Origin of the sequence: Lentzea albidocapillata, assembly GCF_000719115.1 — a bacterium.
In the GTDB taxonomy this organism is placed as follows: Bacteria; Actinomycetota; Actinomycetes; order Mycobacteriales; family Pseudonocardiaceae; genus Lentzea; species Lentzea albidocapillata.
Genome location: NZ_JOEA01000022.1, coordinates 115,176 through 137,686, shown reverse-complemented (window position 1 = coordinate 137,686; position 22,511 = coordinate 115,176). Strand labels below are relative to the sequence as shown.

General features: G+C 67.8%; 24 protein-coding genes. 11 read left to right on the top strand and 13 right to left on the bottom strand.

Annotation, left to right across the window (positions count from 1 at the left end):
• Nucleotides 1-18 precede the first annotated feature (18 nt).
• Nucleotides 19-402 (top strand): VOC family protein, encoded by a 384-nt coding sequence (locus tag IG04_RS0132860; RefSeq protein WP_030480634.1) that lies wholly within the window; start codon nucleotides 19-21, stop codon nucleotides 400-402.
• Nucleotides 403-442: 40 nt separating this feature from the next.
• On the opposite strand, the gene tnpB is transcribed toward IG04_RS0132860, so the two are convergent.
• The gene (gene tnpB / locus IG04_RS0132855; RefSeq protein ID WP_036016422.1) at nucleotides 443-1,798 is read right to left on the bottom strand and encodes an IS607 family element RNA-guided endonuclease TnpB; all 1,356 of its coding nucleotides are present in this window, start codon (nucleotides 1,796-1,798) and stop codon (nucleotides 443-445) included.
• Nucleotides 1,799-1,988: 190 nt separating this feature from the next.
• On the opposite strand from tnpB, the gene IG04_RS0132850 reads away from it, so the two are divergent.
• Entirely contained in the window at nucleotides 1,989-2,219 is a 231-nt protein-coding gene (locus IG04_RS0132850; RefSeq protein ID WP_030480632.1) for a PspC domain-containing protein, read from the top strand.
• On the opposite strand, the gene IG04_RS0132845 is transcribed toward IG04_RS0132850, so the two are convergent.
• The 5 genes from IG04_RS0132845 to IG04_RS0132825 form a co-directional block, all read right to left on the bottom strand.
• Complete coding sequence (locus IG04_RS0132845; protein ID WP_030480631.1) at nucleotides 2,220-3,587, bottom strand: beta-N-acetylhexosaminidase; 1,368 nt, start codon at nucleotides 3,585-3,587, stop codon at nucleotides 2,220-2,222.
• Entirely contained in the window at nucleotides 3,584-4,417 is an 834-nt protein-coding gene (locus tag IG04_RS0132840) for a carbohydrate ABC transporter permease (protein WP_030480630.1), read from the bottom strand. Before IG04_RS0132840 ends, IG04_RS0132845 begins: the two co-directional genes overlap by 4 nt.
• Nucleotides 4,414-5,298 (bottom strand): carbohydrate ABC transporter permease, encoded by an 885-nt coding sequence (locus IG04_RS0132835; RefSeq protein WP_030480629.1) that lies wholly within the window; start codon nucleotides 5,296-5,298, stop codon nucleotides 4,414-4,416. The genes IG04_RS0132840 and IG04_RS0132835 overlap by 4 nt, the downstream gene beginning before the upstream one ends.
• A 2-nt stretch (nucleotides 5,299-5,300) precedes the next feature.
• Nucleotides 5,301-6,578 carry an extracellular solute-binding protein gene (locus IG04_RS0132830; RefSeq protein ID WP_030480628.1) on the bottom strand — a complete coding sequence of 426 codons (1,278 nt, stop codon included), beginning with the start codon at nucleotides 6,576-6,578 and terminating at the stop codon, nucleotides 5,301-5,303.
• Nucleotides 6,579-6,657: 79 nt separating this feature from the next.
• The gene (locus tag IG04_RS0132825) at nucleotides 6,658-7,317 is read right to left on the bottom strand and encodes a copper homeostasis protein CutC (RefSeq protein ID WP_030480627.1); all 660 of its coding nucleotides are present in this window, start codon (nucleotides 7,315-7,317) and stop codon (nucleotides 6,658-6,660) included.
• A 353-nt stretch (nucleotides 7,318-7,670) separates the two neighbouring features.
• On the opposite strand from IG04_RS0132825, the gene IG04_RS0132820 reads away from it, so the two are divergent.
• On the top strand, nucleotides 7,671-8,276 hold the full coding sequence (locus tag IG04_RS0132820) for an RNA polymerase sigma factor (protein ID WP_030480626.1): 606 nt from the start codon (nucleotides 7,671-7,673) through the stop codon (nucleotides 8,274-8,276).
• A 5-nt stretch (nucleotides 8,277-8,281) separates the two neighbouring features.
• The gene (locus tag IG04_RS0132815) at nucleotides 8,282-8,758 is read left to right on the top strand and encodes a carboxypeptidase regulatory-like domain-containing protein (RefSeq protein ID WP_169746023.1); all 477 of its coding nucleotides are present in this window, start codon (nucleotides 8,282-8,284) and stop codon (nucleotides 8,756-8,758) included.
• A 141-nt stretch (nucleotides 8,759-8,899) separates the two neighbouring features.
• Here IG04_RS0132815 and IG04_RS0132810 read toward each other — a convergent pair whose 3' ends face one another.
• A complete protein-coding gene (locus IG04_RS0132810) occupies nucleotides 8,900-9,097 on the bottom strand; it encodes a DUF397 domain-containing protein (RefSeq protein ID WP_030480624.1) in 198 nt (65 codons plus the stop codon).
• A gap of 23 nt (nucleotides 9,098-9,120) precedes the next feature.
• On the bottom strand, nucleotides 9,121-10,005 hold the full coding sequence (locus IG04_RS0132805; protein ID WP_030480623.1) for a helix-turn-helix domain-containing protein: 885 nt from the start codon (nucleotides 10,003-10,005) through the stop codon (nucleotides 9,121-9,123).
• A 592-nt stretch (nucleotides 10,006-10,597) separates the two neighbouring features.
• Between IG04_RS0132805 and IG04_RS0132800 the strand changes: the two genes are divergently transcribed.
• From IG04_RS0132800 to IG04_RS0132790, 3 genes are all read left to right on the top strand, one after another.
• On the top strand, nucleotides 10,598-11,383 hold the full coding sequence (locus IG04_RS0132800; RefSeq protein WP_211257853.1) for a hypothetical protein: 786 nt from the start codon (nucleotides 10,598-10,600) through the stop codon (nucleotides 11,381-11,383).
• 75 nt (nucleotides 11,384-11,458) lie between these two features.
• Complete coding sequence (locus IG04_RS45740) at nucleotides 11,459-12,196, top strand: DddA-like double-stranded DNA deaminase toxin (RefSeq protein WP_084402091.1); 738 nt, start codon at nucleotides 11,459-11,461, stop codon at nucleotides 12,194-12,196.
• Nucleotides 12,193-12,747: an Imm1 family immunity protein gene (locus IG04_RS0132790; protein WP_030480620.1), complete on the top strand. Its 555-nt coding sequence runs from the start codon at nucleotides 12,193-12,195 to the stop codon at nucleotides 12,745-12,747. Before IG04_RS45740 ends, IG04_RS0132790 begins: the two co-directional genes overlap by 4 nt.
• Nucleotides 12,748-12,924: 177 nt before the next feature.
• On the opposite strand, the gene IG04_RS0132785 is transcribed toward IG04_RS0132790, so the two are convergent.
• The 5 genes from IG04_RS0132785 to IG04_RS0132765 form a co-directional block, all read right to left on the bottom strand.
• Nucleotides 12,925-13,638: an Imm1 family immunity protein gene (locus tag IG04_RS0132785; protein WP_030480619.1), complete on the bottom strand. Its 714-nt coding sequence runs from the start codon at nucleotides 13,636-13,638 to the stop codon at nucleotides 12,925-12,927.
• A gap of 111 nt (nucleotides 13,639-13,749) precedes the next feature.
• Nucleotides 13,750-15,369 (bottom strand): chaperonin GroEL, encoded by a 1,620-nt coding sequence (groL, locus tag IG04_RS0132780; protein ID WP_030480618.1) that lies wholly within the window; start codon nucleotides 15,367-15,369, stop codon nucleotides 13,750-13,752.
• Nucleotides 15,370-15,591: 222 nt separating this feature from the next.
• On the bottom strand, nucleotides 15,592-16,815 hold the full coding sequence (locus IG04_RS0132775; protein ID WP_084402093.1) for a serine/threonine-protein kinase: 1,224 nt from the start codon (nucleotides 16,813-16,815) through the stop codon (nucleotides 15,592-15,594).
• Nucleotides 16,816-16,903: 88 nt separating this feature from the next.
• Complete coding sequence (locus tag IG04_RS0132770; protein WP_030470913.1) at nucleotides 16,904-17,110, bottom strand: cold-shock protein; 207 nt, start codon at nucleotides 17,108-17,110, stop codon at nucleotides 16,904-16,906.
• An 80-nt stretch (nucleotides 17,111-17,190) separates the two neighbouring features.
• Nucleotides 17,191-17,841 carry an AIM24 family protein gene (locus tag IG04_RS0132765; protein WP_030480616.1) on the bottom strand — a complete coding sequence of 217 codons (651 nt, stop codon included), beginning with the start codon at nucleotides 17,839-17,841 and terminating at the stop codon, nucleotides 17,191-17,193.
• 71 nt (nucleotides 17,842-17,912) lie between these two features.
• On the opposite strand from IG04_RS0132765, the gene moeA reads away from it, so the two are divergent.
• The 4 genes from moeA to pssA all read left to right on the top strand — a co-directional run bounded on the left by moeA (nucleotide 17,913) and on the right by pssA (nucleotide 22,433).
• Nucleotides 17,913-19,109 (top strand): molybdopterin molybdotransferase MoeA, encoded by a 1,197-nt coding sequence (gene moeA, locus IG04_RS0132760; RefSeq protein ID WP_030480615.1) that lies wholly within the window; start codon nucleotides 17,913-17,915, stop codon nucleotides 19,107-19,109.
• A 52-nt stretch (nucleotides 19,110-19,161) separates the two neighbouring features.
• A complete protein-coding gene (locus tag IG04_RS0132755) occupies nucleotides 19,162-20,565 on the top strand; it encodes a M48 family metallopeptidase (protein WP_216824334.1) in 1,404 nt (467 codons plus the stop codon).
• Nucleotides 20,566-20,769: 204 nt separating this feature from the next.
• Complete coding sequence (locus IG04_RS0132750; RefSeq protein WP_030480613.1) at nucleotides 20,770-21,465, top strand: phosphatidylserine decarboxylase; 696 nt, start codon at nucleotides 20,770-20,772, stop codon at nucleotides 21,463-21,465.
• Nucleotides 21,465-22,433, top strand: a complete 969-nt coding sequence (pssA, locus tag IG04_RS0132745; protein WP_144065654.1) for a CDP-diacylglycerol--serine O-phosphatidyltransferase — start codon at nucleotides 21,465-21,467, stop codon at nucleotides 22,431-22,433. The genes IG04_RS0132750 and pssA overlap by 1 nt, the downstream gene beginning before the upstream one ends.
• The last annotated feature ends 78 nt before the right edge of the window (nucleotides 22,434-22,511 follow it).

Below are 22,511 nucleotides of genomic sequence, written 5' to 3'. Positions count from 1 at the left end.
TACGACTAACCTGGACGGATGGGGTCGATCAAGAAAGTCCAGATCACGTTCGACTGCGCGGAACCCGTGCGCGTCGCCGAGTTCTGGAGCCAGGTGCTCGGGTACGACGCGCCGCCGGAGAGCGACGGTTCATGGTCCGCGGTCGCCGACCCGACGGGTGAGGGCCCGCGGTTCTACTTCCAGCGCGTTCCCGAAGGCAAGGTCGTGAAGAACCGCGTGCACGTCTGCGTGCGAGCGGGCACCGGGCTCGTCGGCGCGGAACGCCTCGCCACGCTCCAGGCCGAGCGTGCCCGGCTGGAGGCGATCGGCGCGGTGTGCGTGCGCGTGATGGAGGCCGACGAGGAGAACGAGTCCTGCATCGTCATGCAGGACGTCGAGGGCAACGAGTTCTGCCTGGACTGACCGTTGTCTGAAGTGTGAGTGAACGTGAGTTCATCGTGGTTCAGGCAGCCGTCGCCTTGCGGCGTCGGCGTTGACCTGCCGGGGCGGGTCTTCCCGTGGCCGTACCCGTTGCCCGCGCGGTGCGGGTCTTACCTGGGTTTCCATCGGGCTCGTTTACCGTCGCCCCGCAACTCGGGGAGGACGTCTCGCCGCGCACGAGCGCGGCGAGGTTACGCGCGGCGTTGAGGTCCCGATCCAGGACCAGACCACACGCGTCGCAGCGGAAGATGCGTTCGGACAGGCGCAGCTTGGCTTTCACCACACCACAGCCCGAACACGTCTTGGAACTGGGATACCACCGGCCGGCGACATGCACCCGCACGCCCGCCCACCGGGCCTTGTACTCGATCTGACGGCGCAGCTCGGCCAGGCCGGCACCGGCGACATGCCGAGCCAGCCGCCGGTTACGCGTCATACCCGACACGTTCAGGTCCTCGACCACGACCGTGCCGTGGGCGCGGACCAGCCGGGTGCTGAGCTTGTGCAGCCCATCCCGACGGGCGTTCGCGACCGTGGTGTGCAGCCTCGCGATACGGGCCTGGGTCTTGCGCCACCGGCCCGATGGTCGCTGGCGGACACGCCGGTCAGGTCCGCTACGGCGGGCGGCCTGGCGTTGCAGGCGACGCAGTTCCCGCTGAGCGACCTCCAGGTGTCTCGGGTTGGCAATCACCTCGCCCGTCGAGAGCACGGCCAGCGACTTCACGCCCAGATCGACACCCACCACGCTGCCGGGTCGCGTGGGCGCGGGGCTGGTGCGGGTGATCTCCACGGAGAACGACACGAACCACCGCCCGGCCCGCAAGGACACCGTGGCCGAGCGGATACGGGCGGTGCCGCGCTCGACGTGCCGGGCGAGTTTGCGGGTCGACTCGTGGGTGCGGACCGTCCCGATGCGGGGCAGCTTCACGTGCCGGCGGTCGTCGGCGAGTCCGAACGCGCCGGTGGTGAACCGGCAGGACAGGCCGGACCGCTTGCCCTTGAACCTTGGGAACCCGAACCCGTGGCCCTTCCTCGCACCTCGCTTGGAGTCCGCCCAGTTGCCCAACGCGGTCGCGAGGTTGGCCAGGCCGGACGCATAGGCTTCCTTCGAGTTCTCAGCCCACCACGGCGCGACCGTGTCCTTGGCTTGGTTCCAGTCCTTGCGCAGGCCGTAGGCCGACCACGACACCGGCGGCGTCGGCTCGTCCTCAGCCACGCCGTAAGTCTTCTCGGCGGCCCGCTGATCCAGATTCGCCTTGATCCGCGCCAGGCCCCAGTTGAACGCGCGCCGCTGACCACCGCAATGCGACCGCAACGCCTGCTCCTGGCCGGAGTTGGGGTCCAAGGCGAACCGGTACGCCTGGATCACGGACGACACCCGATGACCGTACCGAACACATGTTCCCATCGCCGCGAAGGGGCACCCCAGCCCACAGACGAACACGTTCGACCACACGCGATCACACACCACCGAACAGTTCAGAACCCTGGGGCCGGACCGGGGAATCAGGGTCGGGTTCGGGGTGGTCACCGATGTGCGGGACCGTCGTTTCGACGACTCTTGAGCCATGACGAACAACGTGCTCAACGACGCGACAGCCCAGGTCAAGAAGCTCCGCAGGAGTCGCAGCGACAAGATGCTCGCCGGCGTCTGCGGCGGCGTCGCCAAGATGATCGGCGTGGACGCCGCGATCCTGCGGATCATCCTCGTGGCGGCGACGCTGCTCGGGTTCGGCACCGGAGCGCTCCTCTACGTCGCCGCCTGGATCCTCATGCCCGAGGAAGATGCTGCGATGTGATCACCGTGGGAAACCGGGCACGCCGGGTAGCCGTTGCCAGGGGTGGGGACCGTTGAGGGGCCGGTACTCCACCCCGAGAGCGTCGAGCCTGGGCAGGTGGTGGTCCTTCAGCCGCCGCACGAACTCAGGATCCTTCTCCGCCGGGGACCACACGACCTCGGCGAACGCGGCCAGCCTCGGGAACGCCGCGTAGTCCACCCGCCGGGCCGAGTCGAGGTGCTCGGTCCAGATGTTCGCCTGCGCGCCCAGCAGCCGTCCGGGTTCCTCGCCCGTGAGCCCTTCGGGCACCGGCTCCCACGCGTAGACGTCCTCCAGCGTCGTCACCGTTCCGACCGGAATCGGTTCGTCGGGCGAGTCCGACTGCCGGTAGTCCAGGTAGACGTGCTGCTCAGGGCACATGACCACGTCGTGTCCGTCGCCCAGCGCCGTGATGCCGCCCTCGACGCCGCGCCAGGACGCGACGACCGTGCCGGCAGGCAGCGGACGGGCGTCCAGGACCTCGTCCCACCCGTACGGCCGCCGGCCCTTGCCGACGATGTGTTCCGCGATCGCGCGCACCAGTTCGCCGTCGTGGCCGGGTGCCTCGTCGCCGCCCAAGCCGATGATCTCCGCCGGGAAGACGTCCATCAGCTCGTCGAACACGTTCCGATAGAAGTCCACTGTGGACTCGTCGGTGTTGAGCACGCGTTCGTTGACGCCCCAGTCGGTCCAGACGCCACCGCCGTGCACGCCGAGTTCCGGATAGGCCGCGATCGCCGCCTGCGAGTGCCCCGGGATGTCGATCTCCGGGATCACCGTGACGTGCCGCGCCCGTGCGTACTCGACGATCTCCCGCAGGTCTTCCTGCGGGTAGAAACCGCCGTGCGGACGGCCTTTCATGCCCGCGGAACGCCGGTCGCCGAACCGTGAGTCCTCCCGCCACGATCCCACCTCGGTGAGCTTCGGGTAGCGCTTCACCTCGAAGCGCCAGCCCTGGTCGTCGGTGAGGTGCAGGTGCAGGACGTTGAGCTTGTGCACCGACAGCAGCTCGACGTACCGCAGCACCTCCCGCTTGGGCAGGAAGTGCCGCGAGACGTCCAGCATCACGCCACGCCACTCGAACCGCGGGTAGTCGACGATCTCGCACGCGGGGATGACCGACGGCTTCTCCCCCGCGGCCCGGAACGCCTGGGCGCCGAGCAGCTGCCGCAACGTCTGCAGCGCGTTCATCTCGCCGGCCGCGTCGTTCGCCTCGATCAGCACACCGTCGTCGGACGAGAGCAACCGGTAGCCGCCGGGAGGGCCGTCGACGAGGACGCTCTCCCAGCCCTTGTACTCACAAAGCCTTCCGCCGTCCACATAGGACACCGGGCGTGGCAGCAGGTTCATCCCTTCACCGCCCCCGCTAGCCCGGACACGAGCCGGCGCTGCACGAGCATGAAGAAGATCAGCACAGGGATGGTCATCAGGGTGGAGCCCGCCATGATCGCGCCCCAATCGTTCTGGTCGGGTTTGACGAACACCTGGAGAGCCAGCGGCAGGGTCTGGTTCTCCACGGCCGAGATGATGAACGTCTTGGCGAACAGGAAGTCGTTCCAGGCGTGGATGAACGACAGCACCGACGTCGCCACCAGGCCGGGCGCGACGAGCGGGAACAGCACCTGCCACAGGAACCGGAACCGCGAGGCGCCGTCCAGGGTGGCGGCCTCCTCCAGTTCCACCGGCACCGCGGCGACGAAGCCCCGCAGCATCCAGATCGCGAACGGCAGGCTGAAAGCCAGGTGCACCAGCACGAGCGAGCCCAGGTGGTTCAGGCCGAACACCGGAACGGTGTCGCCGACGGACCGCATCATGAAGAACAACGGCACGGTCAACGCCTCGACCGGCACCATCTGCACGACGAGCAGCATGATCAGCAACGTCGTGCGGCTGCGGAACCGGAAGCGGGTCAGCGCGGTCGCCGCGAGGAACGAGATCAGGATGCTCAGGAACACCACGATCAACGCGACGATGATGCTGTTCATGAAGTAGCGCCCGAAGTTCGCGACGGTCAGCGCCCGCGTGAAGCTGTCGAGCGTCGGCCGCGTCGTCCACGGCACCGGGTCGGCCGAGATGATCTCGTCCTCCGGCTTGAACGCGGACAGCACCATCCAGAACAGCGGGAACGCCACCACGGCGGCGATGATGAGGACGAAGCCCTCGGTCAGCCAGCGCCTCACAGGACCTCCCCCGACCGCCGCAGTGCGCGGAGGTAGAACATCGTGATTCCCAGCAGCAGCACGGTCATCACGACACCGATGGCCGCGCCCAGGCCGTACTCCGACGCCGCGAACGCCTGCTGGTAGGCGTAGACGTTGAGCACGAGGTTGCGTCCGGCGATGCCGCCGCCGTTGGTCATCACGTAGATCTGCGTGAAGACCTTGAAGTCCCAGATGATCGACTGGATCGTCACCACGAGGATGATCGGCTTCAGCAGCGGGAGCGTGACGCTCCACGCCGTGCGGAACGCCGACGCGCCGTCCAGTGCGGCGGCCTCCAGCACCTCGCCCGGAATCGCCTTGATGCCCGCGAAGAGCGTCACCATGACGAACGGGAACGAGCACCAGATCACCTGTGCGGCGACGAGTCCGAACGCCGTCCACTTGTCGAACGTCCAGGAGAAGCCCTGGGTGCCCAGGACCTCGTTCACGAACCCGAAGTTCGCGTCGAACAGGAAGAGCCAGATCGTCGAGCCCGCGACGGCGGGCGTGGACCACGCGCCGAGCGCCGCCAGGAACAACGTCATCCGGACCCAGGTGCGGACCCTCGTGGCGAGGATCGCGAGGAACGCGCCCACAAGCAACGTGCCGACCACGCAGACCGCCGCGAAGGCGACGGTCTGCCCGAGCACACCCCAGAACTGCTGGTTGCCCAGCAGGTTCCGGTAGTTCCCGAGACCGAGGAACTCGAGCGGCGCGCCGCCGCTCACCTGTTCCTGGCCGTAGTCGTAGAGCGAGATGAGCACCAGCTGGTAGATCGGGTAGGCCAGCAGGCCCCCGAGGATCAGCAGCGCTGGAGCCAGGTAGGCGAACGCGGTCCGCCCCTGGCCTTTGGCGGTCATGCTCACGACGTGAAGGCCGCGTTCATCGTCTTGGCGGCGTCGGCGGTGGCCGTGTCGACGTTCTTCGCGCCGGTGACGATCTCCTGGAGCATCGTCGGCACCACGGCCTGCGCCTCGATCTTCGCCCACGCCGGCGTGACGGGGACGAACTTCGTGCCCGACTGCAGGGTCTTCGTGAACGGCTCCAGGAACTTGTCGGATTCCGCGACCTGCTTCTGCACGTCACTGAACGTCGGCAGGTTGCCCATGGCCGTGTACATCTTCTGCTGGTACTTCTTCGAGGCGAGCAGCTGCGTGAACTCGTTGGCGAGCGTCTTGCGCTGCGTGCCCTTCATGACGCCGAGCAGGTTGCCGCCGGCGAAAGCGGGAGCGACCGAGTCCTTGGTCTTGCCGGGCAGCGGCACGACGCCGTACTTGCCGGCCGCACTGGACGCGTCGACGGACTTGCGGTTGAAGTCGCCGCCGATGGTCATCGCGGCCTTGCCCGCGCGGAACGCCTCGACGCTCGCGTCACCGCCGTTGCCCGCGCAGGTGGCGGGCGGGCAGATGTCGTCCTTGATCAGCTCGGTGTACTTGGCGACACCGGCCTTGGACTCGGCGCTGTCGATGGCGGCGGTGAACTTGCCGCCGTCCTGCTTGGCGATGTCTCCGCCCTGCGCCCAGATGAACGGCAGCGCGGCGAACAGGTACTTGCCGCCGGCCGAGATGCCGATCAGCTCCGGCTTCTTCTGCCGGATCTGACGGGCGAGCGGCGCGATCTCGTCCAGCGTCGTCGGCGGCTTGAGGCCGAGTTCGCTGAACACGTCCGTGCGGTAGTACAGCGCGCGCACGCCGACGAACCACGGCACGCCGTAGGTCTTGCCGTCGACCTTGGCCGTGTCGAGGATCGACGGGACCAGGTCCTTCGACTCGTCCCACTTGCCCAGGTCGAGCTCCGAGAAGCCACCCGCGGAGACGTAGCCCGCCAGGTCGGTGTTGCCGAACTCGGCGACGTCCGGGGCGCTCTTCGGGTCACTGAAGGCGGCCTTGAAGCGTTCCGCCCGGCTGGACACCTGGATGTACTGCACGTCGACGGTGACGCCGCTGTGCTTGCCCTGGAACTCGGAGATCGCCTCCTTGACCACGGCCTCCTTGGGGCCGCGGTTGACCTCGTCGAACAGCCAGACCCGCAGCTGTCCCGTCTGCTCGTCCGTGCCCGAGCTCGTCGGACCTGACTGGACCGGTGCGCAGGCGACCACCGCGCCCACGCCCAGCACGGCTACAAGTGCCTTCAGCCTCATCGCGCCCTCCGCATTGCGTATCGTGCAACAGCCATTTCACATGAAGCAACGTGACTGTAGAACGCTCCAGGGCAAGGGTCTAGACCAGACGAGTGACCCATTCCCGAACTGATGCCGAATCGACCGGTGAGTCCCATCCGGACGGACGGACGGCGCTGCCAACGTGAAATCCGTTCACGCCCGCTGCCAGCAGTTCGGGCACGTGCCGGGCCTGCAGGCCACCGCCGACGAGCAGCGCGGGCGGAGCCTGGGTGACGAGCTTCTTCAGGTTCTCGATGCCGTCCTCGACGCCCTTCGCACTGCCGGCGGCGAGCACGGTGTCGCAACCGAGCGTCTGCACGGTCGCCCAGGACCGGAAGACGTCGTTGGAGTTGTCGAGCGCGCGGTGGAAGGTCCAGGCGCAGCCCTCCAGTTCCGCGGCGAGGTTGAGCGTGACGCCCTCGTCGATCTCACCGCCCGCGTCGAGGAAGCCGAGGACGAACTCCGTTGCGCCGGCCTCCCTGAGTTCGGCCGCCCTCCGGCGCAACTGCTTCAGGTCACCGGGCGCGAAACCCTTGGCGTCCCTGAGCATCACGCGGACGGGGATGTCGACGGCCGCGAGGACCTCCTTGAAGGTGGCGATCGACGGCGTGAGGCCGTCCGAGGCCATGTCGGCGACCAGTTCGAGCCGGTCGGCGCCGCCGGCCTGTGCGGCCACGGCGTCCTGCGCGTCCAGTGCGATCACTTCGAGAATCGGCATGGTCTAGACCATAACGTTCTTCGCTGTGTGCTTTCGGGAATCGGGAGCGCGCGGGCCGTTCAGTGCGTCGGAGGCTGTATCTGCTCGCCTGAGTTCCGCTCTTTCATGATGAGCGCTTTTCAGGCGTGGAGCACGCGTCAGCCGGCTCGAGGGGTGCCGGCCGGCGCGGGCTCCCACCACTGGCGGCCCGTGACTCGAAGGGGGATTCACGGGCCGCTGGCGTACCCGGAGGAAGATGAGGGTCACCTTGGCGGGGATACTGCTCCAATCGAGTGAATTTTGTATCTACCGCCCAGTTAGCCCTTCATGAGTTGGCGGACGGCGCTGACAGGGCGGCCGATCGGAGGTGCTGCATGGACGAGCTGCACACGGCGGATGACCGTCCGCCGTGGGACGGGCTTGAAGGCACCGAACGGCATGCGGTGTGCGTGGCGGCGGCACGTGAGGGCAACCGCCACGCGCTGGACGTCCTGGTGACCGAGCTGACCCCGCTGCTGTGGCACGTGGCCCGCGGGCAGGGCCTCGACCGAGCCGCCGCCGAAGACGTCGTGCAGACCGTGTGGCTCGCGTTCTTGAAGAACATCGAGAACATCAACGAGCCAAAAGCCCTGGTCGGGTACCTGGTTGTCACGACAAGGCGTGAAGCACGCCGAACCTGGACACCCAACAAGCGGGAAACGCACCTGTCCGACGAATACGCCGAACAGCTCGAATCCGACACCGGCCTGCCCGAGGACGTGACACTCCTGGACGACCGCGACCGCCGCCTGTGGCTCGCGTTCGGCCGCCTGACCACAAGGTGCCAGGAACTGCTCCGACTCACCGTGCTCGCGGGCCGCGCGGAGTACCGAGCAGTCGCCGAGGCACTGGCCATGCCCCACGGCAGCATCGGTCCGACCAGGGGACGGTGTCTGACTCTGCTGCGCAACTACCTGGAGACGGAAGGAGGATCGCGGTGAACGAGATCGACCCGCGCGACGACCGCAGGGGCCCCGAGGACACCGCAGTCCTCTCCGAACTGAACAGGCTCGTGGACGAACTGGACCCGCCACCCGCCGACCTGGTGGACCGCGTGAAGTTCGCGATCGCCCTGGAGTCCCTGGACGTCGAGGTCGCCCGCTGGGAACGCGCCGGCTCGTTCGCCGGAGTCCGGGGCGGGCAGACCGGCACGATCACGTTCACCGTGGACAACCTGACGTTGATGGTGAACTTCACCTCGACCGGGTCACGGCACCGGATCGACGGGTGGCTGGTGCCGGCCGGGGAGCACGAGGTCGAGGTCCGGGTGGCCGATCACCAGTCGTCCTGTACTCGGGCTGACGATGGTGGGCGGTTCGTGTTGCCTGATGTGCCGGCTGGGACCACTCAGATTCTGGTGCATTTGGTGAATTCTCGTGGGGAGCCTGGGCGGACTGTGGTCACGCCCACGATCATGCTTTGAGCTTTTGGTTCTACGGCGGCTTTCTGGGGTTCTGGGGTCAACGGCTGTTCCACGGTTGCCGTGGGGGCACTTCCCGAAAGGAGCGTTGGGCGGCCGCTGCGGCTGTAGCCCCAGACGGCCGCCCGACGCCGTGACCGACCGTCAGAAACGGCCGGTCTTGGTCGCGTTGAGGAAGAAGGCCAACGCGTTCTCTCCGAAGATCAGTACATCTCCTTCGGCGTTCTTGCTGTCACGCGCGGCGGCATACTCGCCGATCAAGGCCAGTTCGACGCACTGGCCTCCGTTGCCGCCGGAGCGACTCGACTTGCGCCAGGTCGCCGTGCTCAGGTCCGGGATCATGCCCGTACCTCCTCGTCTTGCCGTCACAGTTGCTTGGCAACAGTATCGAGCAGCTCAACGAACTTCTGCGGCGACAACGCACTGGTCACGAGGGCCTGCCAGGTCATCTCGTAGGACTCGATGCGGCCGGCCTCGGAAACGAAGAGCCCATCAGTCAGGTTCTCGTTGTAGGCCACGACGTTGCCGTCCGGCGGAGTGAACAACGTGAACGGGAAGCCGCAGGCGGCATGGGCGCCTGCGGAGAACGGCACGACCTGAACAACCACCGGCCCCAGTCCGCCGCGCCGTTTGATCGCTCCTCGCCTGTTTCGGGTCAACTCGATCAGGTGCAGCAACTGCTCGCGCATCGCCGCCGCTCCGCCGATCTCACGGCGAATGGCACCCTCGCTCAGCACGATGTGGAGCTGTGGCGGGTGTTCACCGTCCAGACGTTCGTCCAGGAAGCGTTGTCTCGCCAAGCGCGCCTGCACGAGTCGCGGGACGTCGCCAGGACGGTGCAGTCGGCTGGCCTCGATCACGCTTCGCATGTAGGTCTCGGTCTGCGCCAAGCCGTTCACAAGTTCCGGATCGTAGGTCCGGATCAGGGTGGCGCTCTCCTCCGTCCCGAAGTACTTGCGCAGGCTGTCCGGCACGGCTGTGCCCCAGGGTGTCGGCGGCCGGCGCTTCTTCGCCTCCTTGCCGAGCAGCTTGAGCTCCTCGCGTTCCCCGGCGGCGACGCCCAGCAGATCGAGGAGCTTGTCCAGTTCGGACGGATTGACGCCGACTCCGCCGCGCAGGATGCGGAACACCTTGGCCTGTGAGCAGTCGAGCGCCTCGGCGACCTCGGACTTCCCGACTCCGGCGCGTTCCATCAGCTCGCCCAGACGCTTGCCAAGGCTCTTCTTGAAGTCGGACGGACCCTGCGTCATCTCTGCTGCTCCTTCTGATCACGAACAGTCTGCCCGATCACCGCCTGTGTGCAGTTCGCTCGATCGGGCGTCTACGCAAACTGCAATTGCTAGTTTATGGTCGTCTTGTTTGCGCATCTTGCTCCGCAGGGTGCGGCGAGCACCCGCCCTGGGCCTACTTCGTCACAGTTGCGGCCCAGGGTGGGCTCTGCGCGGAGGAGGTGTGGCGCACATGGCAGAACCGAAGCGAATCGTTCGGGTGGCCGTAGCGCTGACGCTCGCCGAGGCCTCCGTGCTCGCACGGGCCGCGGTGGTGGTCACTTCCTCCTTGGACTGCAAGGACGTCAACGCGGCGGAACAGGGGCTTCGCACGTTTCGCGACGCGGTCGGCCAAGCACTGGCGAGCGACGTGAGTCGCGGAGGGAACGGCGATGAGCAACATGGTCTTGTTCGGCGAACTTCGTCAGCGTCTCGACGAGCATCTTGACCTGGTCTCGCGGGTAGCGGCCGAAGGCGACGCCGGGTCCGCTCTGTCGGTGATGAGACAGGACGTCCCAGGTCTGGTCGCCGCACTGCGCGTGTTCGCCGACGAACATCGGCCTGACGAGAACGGTTGCTGCCGGAAGTGCCGCGGCGGGCCGTTCTGGCGCAGGGTGGCTGCGCCGTGCCGGATGCTGCTCAATGCGCATCTCGCGTCCGGAGCAGCTACGGCGACCACACGGGATCGCAGGTGGTGCGGCTCTCACGGACACAAGTCGCGCAAGTCATGAGCACCGAGGCGCAACTCGCCCAGCCGACTCGCATCGTCGCGCCGTACATCACGCAGTGGGGCGCCGAGCAGGATTTGACTCCCCGGCTGGTGGTGCGGCCTGGTGGTGGCGTTGGCTATGCGAGCGAACTGCCGGCAGACCGGGACGATCACGATGTCCTGTGGCAGCAGGTGACCGCACGACCCGGGCTGGGCAAACCCGAGTTCGGCAAAGTGCACCCGTGGCGCCAGCGGCGGGCGATGAGAGAGCTTCTCTGTCAGGTGTGCGCTGGGCCGGCCGACAGAACGCGCGACGGTGTCCTGTGGTTGTTGCGGGACTACCGAGGTGACTGGCCGAGTTGGCCAGAAGGCATGGGTTCGGTCGAACCTCCCATTTGTGCGCCCTGCGTGGCGACCTCATTGCGGCGGTGTCCGGCGCTTCAGCGAGGCGCTGTCGCGGTGCGAGCCCGCGAATTCCCGATAGCCGGCGTGCGAGGCACGTTGTACCGGCAAGGCGTGCTTGCACCTGCCGTACTCGGTGTCGCGAACCTTCCGTATGACGACCCGAACGTGCGCTGGATGGTCGCGGCCGCCCAGATCCGTGAACTACGGCGCTGCACCTTCATCTCTGCTGAGGGGTTTCTCGAGTAGTTCGAGAGCTGAGAACGTTGACGGTGTCCCTGCAGGAGCATGGTCCGGGTTGGCTGTTGACGGGGGAGGGGACTCGTGGCGTCGTTCGAAGAGATCGCCGCCGGTTTGGACCAGGTGACGAACAAAGCCGACCAGGCAAACGGGGCTTTGGCCCAGGCAGAGCAGTTGGCCAACGAGGCAGCTGACCTGCTCGAAGGCGTGATGTACGGAGCGGGCCATCTCGAGAACGACTTCAACCAGGCTGTACGGGCTTGGCTGGATGTCGCTGCGGGAGCTGCGGGATTGGCCCAGGTTGTCGCAGCCGGTTGCCTGGGTGTCGAGCAGTACCGAAAGACCCTTCAAGGGGACGTACCCGCGCGGTCACTGGCAACGCATCCACCAGACTCCACCTCACAGGCCGTGCCGAAGCCGGTGCCACCGCCGGAGAACGAGTGGATCGAACACCAGCGATCGCAACTTCCGAGCTACATCACCAGCGGGATCTACCGGGACGAGGATGGTAATGCCGATCTGGTCCAGAGCGGCCAGGAACCCGACGGTGAACATCTGGCGATCGGTGCTCATCTCACGCCGCTGGGCTTCCCGATGGGCGGCAAGGGACGTGTAGCGGCTACCGAACACGTCGAGGTCAAGGTGGCGTGGCGACAACGCAAAGCAGGAATCGCCCACACCGAACTGGTAATCAACAATGAATTGTGCGTCGGCTTGTACTCGTGCCGAAATGCATTACCCTACGTACTTTTGCCAGGGCAAACAATGACTGTCCATGGTCCGGTAGAATCCGAGACCTTCACCGGAAGGAGTCTGCCATGAGAAATGTTCTCGACGCGTACTACTTCACTCCCGGCAACCGCGGCCGGGAGTCGGTAACAGTGGACTCCCCGTCGAAGCTCGATCAGGTGCTCGCCGAGATCGTGGCGAACAGGCAGCCTCAACCGACCGTCGTATACGTACGAGGGCGACCGAAGACAGGCCTTCTGCAGCTGCCCGACCACCAGCTCAAGTTCGATGTCGACGTGACGCGCGGGGTTGCGGCCATCCACGCGATGGGACCGTCCAGCTTCGTGGCTCAAGACAACCTGACCGCGACGCCCAAGGAGCTACGCGACCGAACCGAGGCGGATGCCGAGGACAGCGAGATGCGCGCGTGGGTCACGCTTTGGAAGGATTCGTCCGAACCGGCGACGCCTGCCTCAACAGCAGACGATGGCGACATCGCACTTTACGTCGACGTGGACACTCGTACTCGGTTCCCCACTGATGCCGCCATCCCGTTGGAGAAGCTGCGGGAGGCACTGCAGGAGTTTGCAGAAACAGGCCGACGCCCCACGTGCGTGGACTGGCAGGAGTCCGACGTCTTTTGACCCTGCGCTCAGTCGGAATCCGCAATCGCCGTGCGCATCACGTAGCGCGGAAGCCAGCCCTTTCGGAGGTGATGCGAAGCGGACGGACTCACAAGTCCATGCCGTCGGCGTCCGGTGCGGACGGAGCAGCGTTCTTCTCCGGCTTGTCCGCGACGATAGCGAACTCGGGTGCACCGCTCAGGAAACGTCCGACTCCTGCCAGTCCACGCAGGTCGGACGCTCACCGGTCTGGCGGAACTCCTCCAGCGCCTCGGCTATTCGGGCGATCGGGAGTGCCGAGTTCTTCGGAAACGGCGTCTTCGTGTCGGTGTCGACGTACAACGTCGGCGAGTCCGACGTTGGCTGGTCGCCAAGGGTGGCGTACACGCCGGTCGAGTCGTCTCCGGCTGCGGGCGGTTCCCAGGACTGCGGACTGAGGAACAGCAGCGCGCCCTGCCGCTCGGGAATGGCCACGGCGACTTTGATCAGGGTGTCCGGCTCGTCGTACGGACCGACCCTTGGACGTTCACGGGCGACGATCTGCGGGGGGTGCGGTTGCTCGTGCGCCAGCATGTACTCCAGCAGCTCTTTCAACTCGGAGCTGGAGGTGACGGCCACGGGAACGTTCGCAGGCCTGGCGACATCGTCGTCCCGGTAGTACCAGACATCAAGCGTGTAGCTCACTGGGTGCCTTTCCCCTGGAACGTGCCGGTTGTTCACCACCACCTCGGCGCGCCGGACACCAGACATCCGTATGCGCCACCCCACCTTGGTTTCGACGTGCTGGGCGGCCGTCAACAGCTGCGCGGCCTCGTCAGCGAGCTGTCCCGCCTGCTCCAGGGCCGCTGCCACCTCTTCAGACTTGGTGATCACCCGGTTCAGCCCGGCGGACACCTCTTCGAACGACGCCATGCGCACCCCTGTCCACAGCATCGCATTCGCTCACCCGAAACCCGGCAAGCCGAAAGGCCCGGCTCGCCGAAGCGAACCGGGCCTTTCAGAGGTGATGCGTTGCGGACGGACTCAGAAGTCCATGCCGCCGGCGTCCGGTGCGGACGGAGCAGCGTTCTTCTCCGGCTTGTCCGCGACGACGGCTTCCGTCGTCAGGAACAGGGCGGCGATGGACGCGGCGTTCTGCAGCGCGGAACGCGTGACCTTGGCCGGGTCGATGATGCCGGCCTTGATCAGGTCCTTGTACTCGCCGGTCGCGGCGTCCAGGCCCTCGCCCGCGGGCAGGGACTTGACGCGCTCGACCACGACGCCGCCTTCGAGGCCGGCGTTGATGGCGATCTGCTTCAGCGGAGCCTCGACGGCGACCTTGACGATGTTGGCGCCAGTGGCCTCGTCGCCCGTGAGCTTCAGGCCCGCGAAGGCGGCCTCGGCGGCCTGGAGCAGCGCGACGCCACCACCGGCGACGATGCCCTCTTCGACGGCGGCCTTGGCGTTGCGGACCGCGTCTTCGATGCGGTGCTTGCGCTCCTTGAGCTCGACCTCGGTGGCCGCGCCCGCCTTGATGACGGCGACGCCGCCGGCGAGCTTGGCGAGGCGCTCCTGGAGCTTCTCGCGGTCGTAGTCGGAGTCCGACTTCTCGATCTCGGCGCGGATCTGGTTGACGCGACCCTGGATCTGGTCGGCGTCGCCGGCACCCTCGACGATGGTCGTCTCGTCCTTGGTGACGACGACCTTGCGGGCCTTGCCCAGCAGCGAGATGTCGGCGTTCTCCAGCTTCAGGCCGACGTCCTCGGTGATGACCTGGCCACCGGTGAGGGTGGCGATGTCCTGGAGGATGGCCTTGCGGCGGTCACCGAAGCCAGGCGCCTTGACGGCGACGGACTTGAAGGTGCCACGGATCTTGTTGACGACCAGGGTCGCCAGGGCCTCGCCCTCGACGTCCTCGGAGATGATCAGCAGCGGCTTGCCGCCCTGCATGACCTTCTCGAGGAGCGGGAGCAGGTCCTTGACCGTGGAGATCTTGGAGCCGAACAGCAGGATGTACGGGTCCTCGAGGGTCGCTTCCTGACGCTCGGGGTCGGTCACGAAGTAACCGGAGATGTAGCCCTTGTCGAAGCGCATGCCTTCGGTGAGCTCAAGCTCGAGACCGAGGGTGTTGCTCTCCTCGACGGTGATGACGCCTTCCTTGCCGACCTTGTCCATCGCCTCGGCGATGAGCGCGCCGATCGTGGGGTCAGCGGCGGAGATGGACGCGGTAGCAGCGATCTGCTCCTTCGTCTCGATCTCCTGGGCGTTCTTCAGGAGCTGCTCGGCAATGGCCTCGACGGCCTGCTCGATGCCGCGCTTGAGGCCCAGCGGGTTGGCGCCGGCGGCCACGTTGCGCAGGCCCTCGCGGACCAGAGCCTGTGCGAGCACCGTCGCGGTGGTCGTACCGTCACCGGCGACGTCGTCGGTCTTCTTCGCGACCTCCTTGACGAGCTCGGCCCCGATCTTCTCCCACGGGTCTTCGAGCTCGATCTCCTTCGCGATGGAGACGCCATCGTTGGTGATGGTCGGCGCGCCCCACTTCTTCTCGAGCACGACGTTGCGGCCCTTCGGGCCGAGCGTCACCTTGACGGCGTCAGCGAGGATGTTCATCCCGCGCTCGAGACCGCGACGGGCTTCCTCGTCGAACGCAATCATCTTGGCCATTGCGGTGTGTTCCTCCGCCTATGTGGATTCTGGGCCACTGCGAGCGCTTGCCCGCAGCGGAACACGATTCGCGTGGCCAGGCTCGGTGCCCGCGACGGACGACCCCGGAGGGCCTCACCGTCCCAGCCTCACTTTTGGCACTCGATGGAGCCGAGTGCTAGTTCGTGTTTAGCACTCGGGCACGTCGAGTGCAAGCGAACCCGGACCACTCGCAGGCGACTCTCAGCGTGATGTGCGCACCGGCACAGAGGTCGGCAGCGGCTTCTTCGAGGTCGTCTCTTCGCCGATGTTCAGCGACGGGGCGGAGCTCGTCTTGGGCTGCCGTGCGGGCTCGTCACCAGGCGAAAGGATCACCACCACGATGATGATCACCACGATCGCCGCCACGGCCGCGATGACCGGCGCGAACCACGCTGGACGTTCCTTCTTGTTCGACGACGTGAACGCGCTCACGCCCACCTGGTTCGGCGGGCGCAGCCGGACCGGGTCCTGCAACTGCTGCTGGTAGCCGCCCTGGTACTGCCCCTGCTGCACCGGCATCGGCCCGGAGACCGGCGATTGAGCGGGGAACGAGCCGGACTGTGGTCCGAGTTGAGCGGGAGCCGAGCTCTGCGCGACCCCGGCGAGAGCGACGCGGGCGGCGTTGACGAGCTCGGCGCAGTTCGCGTACCGCTGCGCCGGGTCCTTCGAGGTGCCCTTGCGGATCACGTCGTCGATCGCCGGCGGCAACGCCACGACCTGTGACAGCGCGGGCACGACGCTGCCGAGGTGGCCCGCGATGACCTCCTGCACACCGCCCTGGAACGGCGGACGGCCGGACAGGCAGGCGAAGATCATGCAGGCGAGCGCGTACTGGTCGGTGCGGCCGTCGACGGGCTCGCCACGCAGGTGCTCCGGCGCCGCGTAGGTCGGCGAGCCGAGGAAATCACCCGTTCGGGTGCGGTGGCCGGTGGCGCCGCGGCGGGTCAGGCCGAAGTCGGCGACGTAGACGTGCTCGCGCACGCCCTCCTTCTGGGTCACCAGCACGTTGGCCGGCTTCACGTCGAGGTGCACGAGGCCCTTGCCGTGCAGCATGTCGAGCGCTTCGGCCACCTGGGCGAGCAGCATCAACGTGCGTGCCGGGGTGAGCGGGCCCTCTTTGATGTGCCCGGACAGGTCCTGGCCGTCCACGAGCCGCATCGCGATGTAGAGCAGGCCCTCGACCTCGTCGAAGTCGTACAGCGGCACGATGTTCGCGTGGTCGATCGCGGACGTGTTGCGCGCCTCGTCGACGAACCGCTCGCGGAACTCCGCGTCGGGCGCCAGGTGCTCACCGATGACCTTGAGCGCGACCTTCCGGCCCAGTCTCACGTCTGTGGCCCGGTACGTCACGCTCATGCCACCGCGACCCAGCACACCGTCGATCCGGTAATGGGCGATTCGCCGTCCGCTCAGGTCCTCCGACACGCAAGGCAGCCTAACGTCCGGCCGGATCGGCTTGCCCCGGGTTCACCGAAACCGTGATCAGAGGGACCTCGGGTGCCCCGCAAAGGCACTACCCGGCGCGGCGCACGTCCGAGGCCTGACTGCGCCCGTCCCGCCCGGCCTGCACCTCGAACTCCACCCGGTCGCCTTCTGAGAGCGTCCGGAAGCCTTCCATCTGGATCGCCGAGTAGTGCACGAAGACGTCGGGCCCGCCATCGGTTGCGATGAAGCCGTATCCCTTTTCGGAGTTGAACCACTTGACGGTACCGAGAGCCAAGACGTCCTCCTTCAGATCACGCACCTCGCGCAAAGCGCAGAACGCAACGCTAAAGAAAGAAATCTCACGCGGATACCTCCTTACGGAGTCATGAACGAGGGGCTGACTCCGTTGGCGCGCAACCAGGTGGTGAGCCGGCGGGGACCGCGCGCCTGGGTCAGCACGGCACCGGGACCGGCGAAGTCGAACACCAGGCCCTCGCCTGTCTGAATGGATTGCGCGCCATCCGGTGCCGAGGGCCGAAGACGGCATTGAACGGTGTCCGCGAACGCCACGACGTGATCGCTGCTGATGGTCACCGCTTCACCTGCTTCCAGCGTCACGAGGTCGAGCGCGCCGTAACAGGCGAGCACCATCGCTCCCTGACCGTGCGCGTAGTTCATGAAGCCCTCGGCTCCCCCGAAGATCGCCTGCATCGGCGGCGCCCCGGGGTTCATCGCCACCGTGCTGCTCGACGCGATCCAGCTGTGCCGGGCGACGCACCAGCCGTGTGTCCCGTCGAGCTCGACCTGGTGCAGGTCTCCCGGCAGCACGGGCGCCGCGTCGATCCAGCCGCCCTCCGCGCCCGCCGTGCACAGCGCGACGGCCTTGGCGCCGGCGCCCTTCACCTCGACGACGAGCCCGTAGCTGGTGGCCGCGATGGTCAGCGGGTCCGCCACCACCGCCTCGCCGGGCGCGAGAACGAGTCTCGCCACGCCGAACGTCGGTGTGTGCCTGGTCCGGACCTGCACGAACAACACCTCCGGGAGGAAACGGGGCAAAGCGGTCGTCACGGCCACCGCGACGTTGGCAGTATGCAGTCGTGTCCCCCACCACTGTCGCCGAACACCGCCAGCGCGTCGCGGAGCTCGTCGGGTCGATGCCCGTGCTGCAGCTCCCGCTCGAGGAGTGCCTCGGGCTCGTGCTCGCCGCCGACGTCATCGCGCCGCTCGCCCTGCCGCCGTTCGACAACTCCGCGATGGACGGGTACGCGGTGCGCGCGGCCGACCTCAGCCACGACGAGACGGTCCGTCTCGTCGTGGCGGACGACATCCCGGCGGGCCGCACGCAGCTGAACCCGCTGGAGCCCGGCACGGTGCAGCGGATCATGACCGGCGCCCCGCTCCCGCCCGGCGCGGACGCGGTGGTCCAGGTCGAGTGGACCGACGGCGGCACCGAGACCGTGGCCATCCACCGGGCCGTGGAGCCCGGCCAGAACATCCGCATCGGCGGCGACGACGTGCAGAAGGGCGACGCGGTGCTGGCCGCGGGCACCGTGCTGCGCCCGTCCACGCTCGGCCTCGCCTCCGCACTCGGCCTGCCCGAGCTGCCGGTCCGCCGGCGCCCGCGCGTGCTGGTCCTGTCGACGGGCTCCGAGCTGGTCGAACCGGGCCGGCCGCTGGAGCTCGGCCAGATCTACGAGTCGAACGGCATGATGCTCGCCTCCTCGGTGCGGGACGCGGGCTGCGTCGCCACCCAGCTGCGGTTCGTGCCGGACGACGTCGAGGCGTTCCACCAGGCGCTGAAGCCGTACCTGGGCGCGGTGGACGTGATCGTGACGTCCGGCGGGGTCAGCGCGGGCGCGTACGAGGTGGTCAAGGACGCCCTCGCGGACCACGACGTGCGGTTCACCAAGGTCGCGATGCAGCCGGGCGGGCCGCAGGGCTCCGGCCGGTACGAGGGCGTGCCGGTGCTGTCGCTGCCAGGCAACCCCGTGAGCGCGCAGGTGTCGTTCGAGGTGTTCGTGCGGCCGGCGCTGCTGGCGTCCATGGGCCACCGGCAGCCCGAACGCCCCTCCGCACGGGCGAAGATCACGACGGGGCTGACGTCCCCGGCGGGCAAGACGCAGTTCCGGCGCGGCCTGCACGACCCGTCGTCCGGCCAGGTCGTGACGCCCGTCGGCGGTCCGGGATCGCACCTGCTGTCGGCGCTCGCGCTGTCGAACTGCCTGATCGAGGTGCCCGAGGACGTGACGGAACTGGCTGCGGGGGCAGAGGTCACCGTGAGATACCTGCAGTAGTTCTGAACGATCTGGGGGGAAGCAGGACACGAGAGCAGCGCTGGCATTGGTGATGCTCGCCGGGTTCTTCGTGCTCGCGGTGGGCATCATCGCGAGCCTGGGCGTCCTCGCGTCCGTCCTCTTCGGCCGAGGTGACGCCGAGGGCGGGTCGTGGCTCCTGGCGTTGGCGCTCATCTTGGGCGCGCCGACGCTGTATGCGCTGGTCAGGGCGATCTGGGCCCGCCCGCGGCCGACCGGCGTTCCGCTGACCCGCGCGACGCACCCCGAACTCTGGCGGCACGTCGACGAGCTCGCGGCGATCGCCGGCACCCGCAGTCCTGACGACATCAGGCTCGTCAACGAGGCGAACGCGGGCGTCTGGGAACGCCGCGGCACGCGTTACCTGGAGCTCGGCCTGCCATGGGTGGCCGGCATGACGATCGGCGAACTGCGGTCGGTGCTCGCCCACGAGCTCGGCCACTACGGCGGCGGGCACACGCGACTCTCCGCCGTCACGTTCCGCGCGAAGGTCGCCCTCGGGATGATGAGCGAGCAGGGCACCGGTTACCTGAGCGGCGTCCTCTACGCGTGGGCCAGGCTGTATGCGCTGGTCGCAGCCTCGGCGAGCCGTGTACACGAGCGGTTCGCCGACGAGGTGTCCGTCGCGGCGGCCGGGCGTGAGGCGTCGATGCGTTCGTTGCTGCGCGGCGGCCCGCTCGGTGCCGCCTGGGCCGACTACCAGCGCTGGTACGTCGCGCTAGGGGTGCTGGCCGGACGCACGCCGCCGTTGCTGGAGGGCTTCCGCGCCTACCTGGACCACCCGCGGCGCGTGCACCAGCTGCGCGAGATCGAGCCGCTGCTGGCCGCACAGGAGCCGAAGTCTGTGTTCAACAGCCACCCGCCGGTCCGGGAGCGGGTCGCGACGATCGCGCGGCTCTCGCCGTTCACCGGCGGCGTGGCCGAGGCGATCGACGAACGGCAGTCCTGGCCGTTGCTCGACGGCACGCCACCCGAGGAGGTTGCGGCGCTCGTCGGGGTGCGGGGGCCACCGATCACCTGGGAGGAGCTCGCCGCTCTGGCCGGACCGGCGCTCGTCCGTCAGCACGCCGACCTGCTGCGGCACGCGGGCAGGGTGAGCAAGGTCGGCGAGACGCCGGCCGACGTGCTGGCGGCGTTGTCCCGGGCCGAGCTGCACAAGCTGACCGGAGCTCCCGTGGACGCCTCGCTGACCACCGAGGAGGTGCACGAAGCGGCCGTCGACGCCGTGACGGAACTACTCGGTTGCATGGTCGCTGACCTGCTCGTGACAGCCGGCCGCGCGACGCTGGAACTCAACTGGGGCGGACTGTTCGTGCTGCGGATGCCGGACGGAGCTGCGGTCTATCCGGAGGACCTGGTCGCGCCCGCCGTGCGTGACGCCAACCGGGTGCCTGACGTGCGTTTCAGGCTGCAGGCGCTTGGCGTCGACGGACTGTGACGGAACGCTCACCCAGCGACGTTGTTCACGCCATGTGACGGGGATTACACTGACCGCAGGTGCCGGTCGGCCCCTGCATTCGTCGGGGGATGCACGGGCCGACCGGCCACTTGTCTTTCCGGCAGTCCCGATGGGCGGTGTGGCGTGTTGCCGTAGCGTGATGCCGCCCGACAATCCACGGAAGCTACGGAACCCACAGACACGATGAGCAGCGAGAAGCCCGTCTCCCACTTCCTCGAACTCGCGCGCGGCATGGTGCCGCCGATGCACCCGGCTGGGCGCCCGTTCGTCGCCGGTGCGGCGATCGCGACCCTCCTCGTCCGGCTGCGCTTCAAGCGCCTGGGCGTCGTCCTCGCGCTGGTCACGGCGTGGGTGGCGTGGTTCTTCCGCGAGCCGAAGCGCGTGACGCCGACCCGTCCGAACCTCGCCGTGGCCCCGGCCGACGGCACCGTCTCGCACGTGGTCGACGCCGTCCCGCCCGCCGAGCTCGGCCTCGGCTCGCAGCCGATGACGCGCGTCAGCGTCTTCCTCTCGGTCTTCGACGTGCACGTGCAGCGCGTGCCCGCGGACGGCGAGGTCGTCCAGGTCTCGTACCACCCCGGCAAGTTCCTCTCGGCCGACCTCGACAAGGCCTCCGAGGAGAACGAGCGCAACACCGTGTTGCTGCGCACCGTCGACGGCCACGACCTCGTCGTCGTGCAGATCGCCGGCCTGGTCGCGCGCCGCATCGTGTGCGAGGTCGCCGAGGGCGAGAAGGTCACCGCCGGCCAGACCTACGGCCTGATCCGCTTCGGTTCGCGCGTCGACCTCTACGTCCCGCGCGGCAGCCGTGTCCTGGTCGAGGCCGGCCAGCGCACGATCGGCGGCGAGACCGTTCTCGCCGAACTCCCGGAGGCCTGATGGCGCCCAGCGGGCCCGGCGTTCGCCTGCTGCCGAACGCGATCACGGTCCTGGCCATGTGCTCGGGCCTGTCCGCAGTGCACTTCGCGAACGTCGGCATGTGGGGTGCGGCCATCGCCGCGATCGCGGCAGCGGCCGTGTTCGACGGCCTGGACGGCCGCATCGCCCGCATGCTGGACGCGACGTCGAAGATGGGCGCGGAGCTCGACTCGCTGGCCGACGCCATCTCGTTCGGCGTCGCACCCGCACTCGCGATCTACCTCTGGAAGTTCGAGGGCAGCCGCGCGGGCTGGGTCATCGCACTGATCTTCGCCGTCTGCATGGTGGTCCGCCTGGCCCGCTTCAACACGTTGCTGGAGAAGGAACAACCGCCGTTCGCGAAGGAGTTCTTCGTCGGCGTCCCCGCTCCGGCAGGCGGCCTGTTGCTGCTGCTCCCCCTCATCATCGAGGAGCAGGTGCGCAGTGACGGCTGGTGGAACAACCCGATCGTCGTCGGCGTATGGACCGTCGTCGTCGCGATGCTGCTCGTGTCGCGCATCCCGACGCTCTCCGTGAAGACGGTGAAGGTGCCGCCGCGCGCGGTCGCACCTCTGCTGGTCCTCATCGGACTGCTCGCCGCCGCGATCATCACGTACCCGTTGGTGGCACTGATCATCGCGATGGTCATTTATCTCGCGCACCTGCCTTACTCGGTGCGCCGGTACATGTGGCTGTCCAAGCACCCCGAAGCGTGGACCGTTACCGGTGCTGATCGTCGTGCCATCAAGCGGGCGCATGGGGTTGCGGCTCGTCGGCTTGGGCTGCGTCAGCCTTTGCACGGTCGTGTCGCCGGCGCGGCCATGCGGGCGGTGCGCCGCCCACGGCGTGACGCCTCCACCGCTGCTGCGGCAGAAAGCGCAGCGTCCGGCTCCAACGGACGCCGCCGTTCGTGGCGTCAGCTGGGACTGAGGCGCCAGCCCAAACGCTGATCGCCAGCACTTCCAACCGGGGGCCGGACACGTCGAACGTGTCCGGCCCCCGGCTTTTTGCCCCCGCTGCCAACGAAC

What these genes read in the sequence shown, in the direction of transcription:
- IG04_RS0132860 (WP_030480634.1), top strand. Translation starts at nt 19, where the DNA reads ATGGGGTCGATCAAGAAAGTCCAGATCACGTTCGACTGCGCGGAACCC.
- IG04_RS0132850 (WP_030480632.1), top strand. Translation starts at nt 1,989, where the DNA reads ATGACGAACAACGTGCTCAACGACGCGACAGCCCAGGTCAAGAAGCTC.
- IG04_RS0132845 (WP_030480631.1), bottom strand. Translation starts at nt 3,587, where the DNA reads ATGAACCTGCTGCCACGCCCGGTGTCCTATGTGGACGGCGGAAGGCTT.
- IG04_RS0132835 (WP_030480629.1), bottom strand. Translation starts at nt 5,298, where the DNA reads ATGACCGCCAAAGGCCAGGGGCGGACCGCGTTCGCCTACCTGGCTCCA.
- IG04_RS0132830 (WP_030480628.1), bottom strand. Translation starts at nt 6,578, where the DNA reads ATGAGGCTGAAGGCACTTGTAGCCGTGCTGGGCGTGGGCGCGGTGGTC.
- IG04_RS0132825 (WP_030480627.1), bottom strand. Translation starts at nt 7,317, where the DNA reads ATGCCGATTCTCGAAGTGATCGCACTGGACGCGCAGGACGCCGTGGCC.
- IG04_RS0132820 (WP_030480626.1), top strand. Translation starts at nt 7,671, where the DNA reads ATGGACGAGCTGCACACGGCGGATGACCGTCCGCCGTGGGACGGGCTT.
- IG04_RS0132810 (WP_030480624.1), bottom strand. Translation starts at nt 9,097, where the DNA reads ATGATCCCGGACCTGAGCACGGCGACCTGGCGCAAGTCGAGTCGCTCC.
- IG04_RS0132805 (WP_030480623.1), bottom strand. Translation starts at nt 10,005, where the DNA reads ATGACGCAGGGTCCGTCCGACTTCAAGAAGAGCCTTGGCAAGCGTCTG.
- IG04_RS0132790 (WP_030480620.1), top strand. Translation starts at nt 12,193, where the DNA reads ATGAGAAATGTTCTCGACGCGTACTACTTCACTCCCGGCAACCGCGGC.
- IG04_RS0132785 (WP_030480619.1), bottom strand. Translation starts at nt 13,638, where the DNA reads ATGGCGTCGTTCGAAGAGGTGTCCGCCGGGCTGAACCGGGTGATCACC.
- groL (WP_030480618.1), bottom strand. Translation starts at nt 15,369, where the DNA reads ATGGCCAAGATGATTGCGTTCGACGAGGAAGCCCGTCGCGGTCTCGAG.
- IG04_RS0132755 (WP_216824334.1), top strand. Translation starts at nt 19,162, where the DNA reads ATGCTCGCCGGGTTCTTCGTGCTCGCGGTGGGCATCATCGCGAGCCTG.
- IG04_RS0132750 (WP_030480613.1), top strand. Translation starts at nt 20,770, where the DNA reads ATGAGCAGCGAGAAGCCCGTCTCCCACTTCCTCGAACTCGCGCGCGGC.
- pssA (WP_144065654.1), top strand. Translation starts at nt 21,465, where the DNA reads ATGGCGCCCAGCGGGCCCGGCGTTCGCCTGCTGCCGAACGCGATCACG.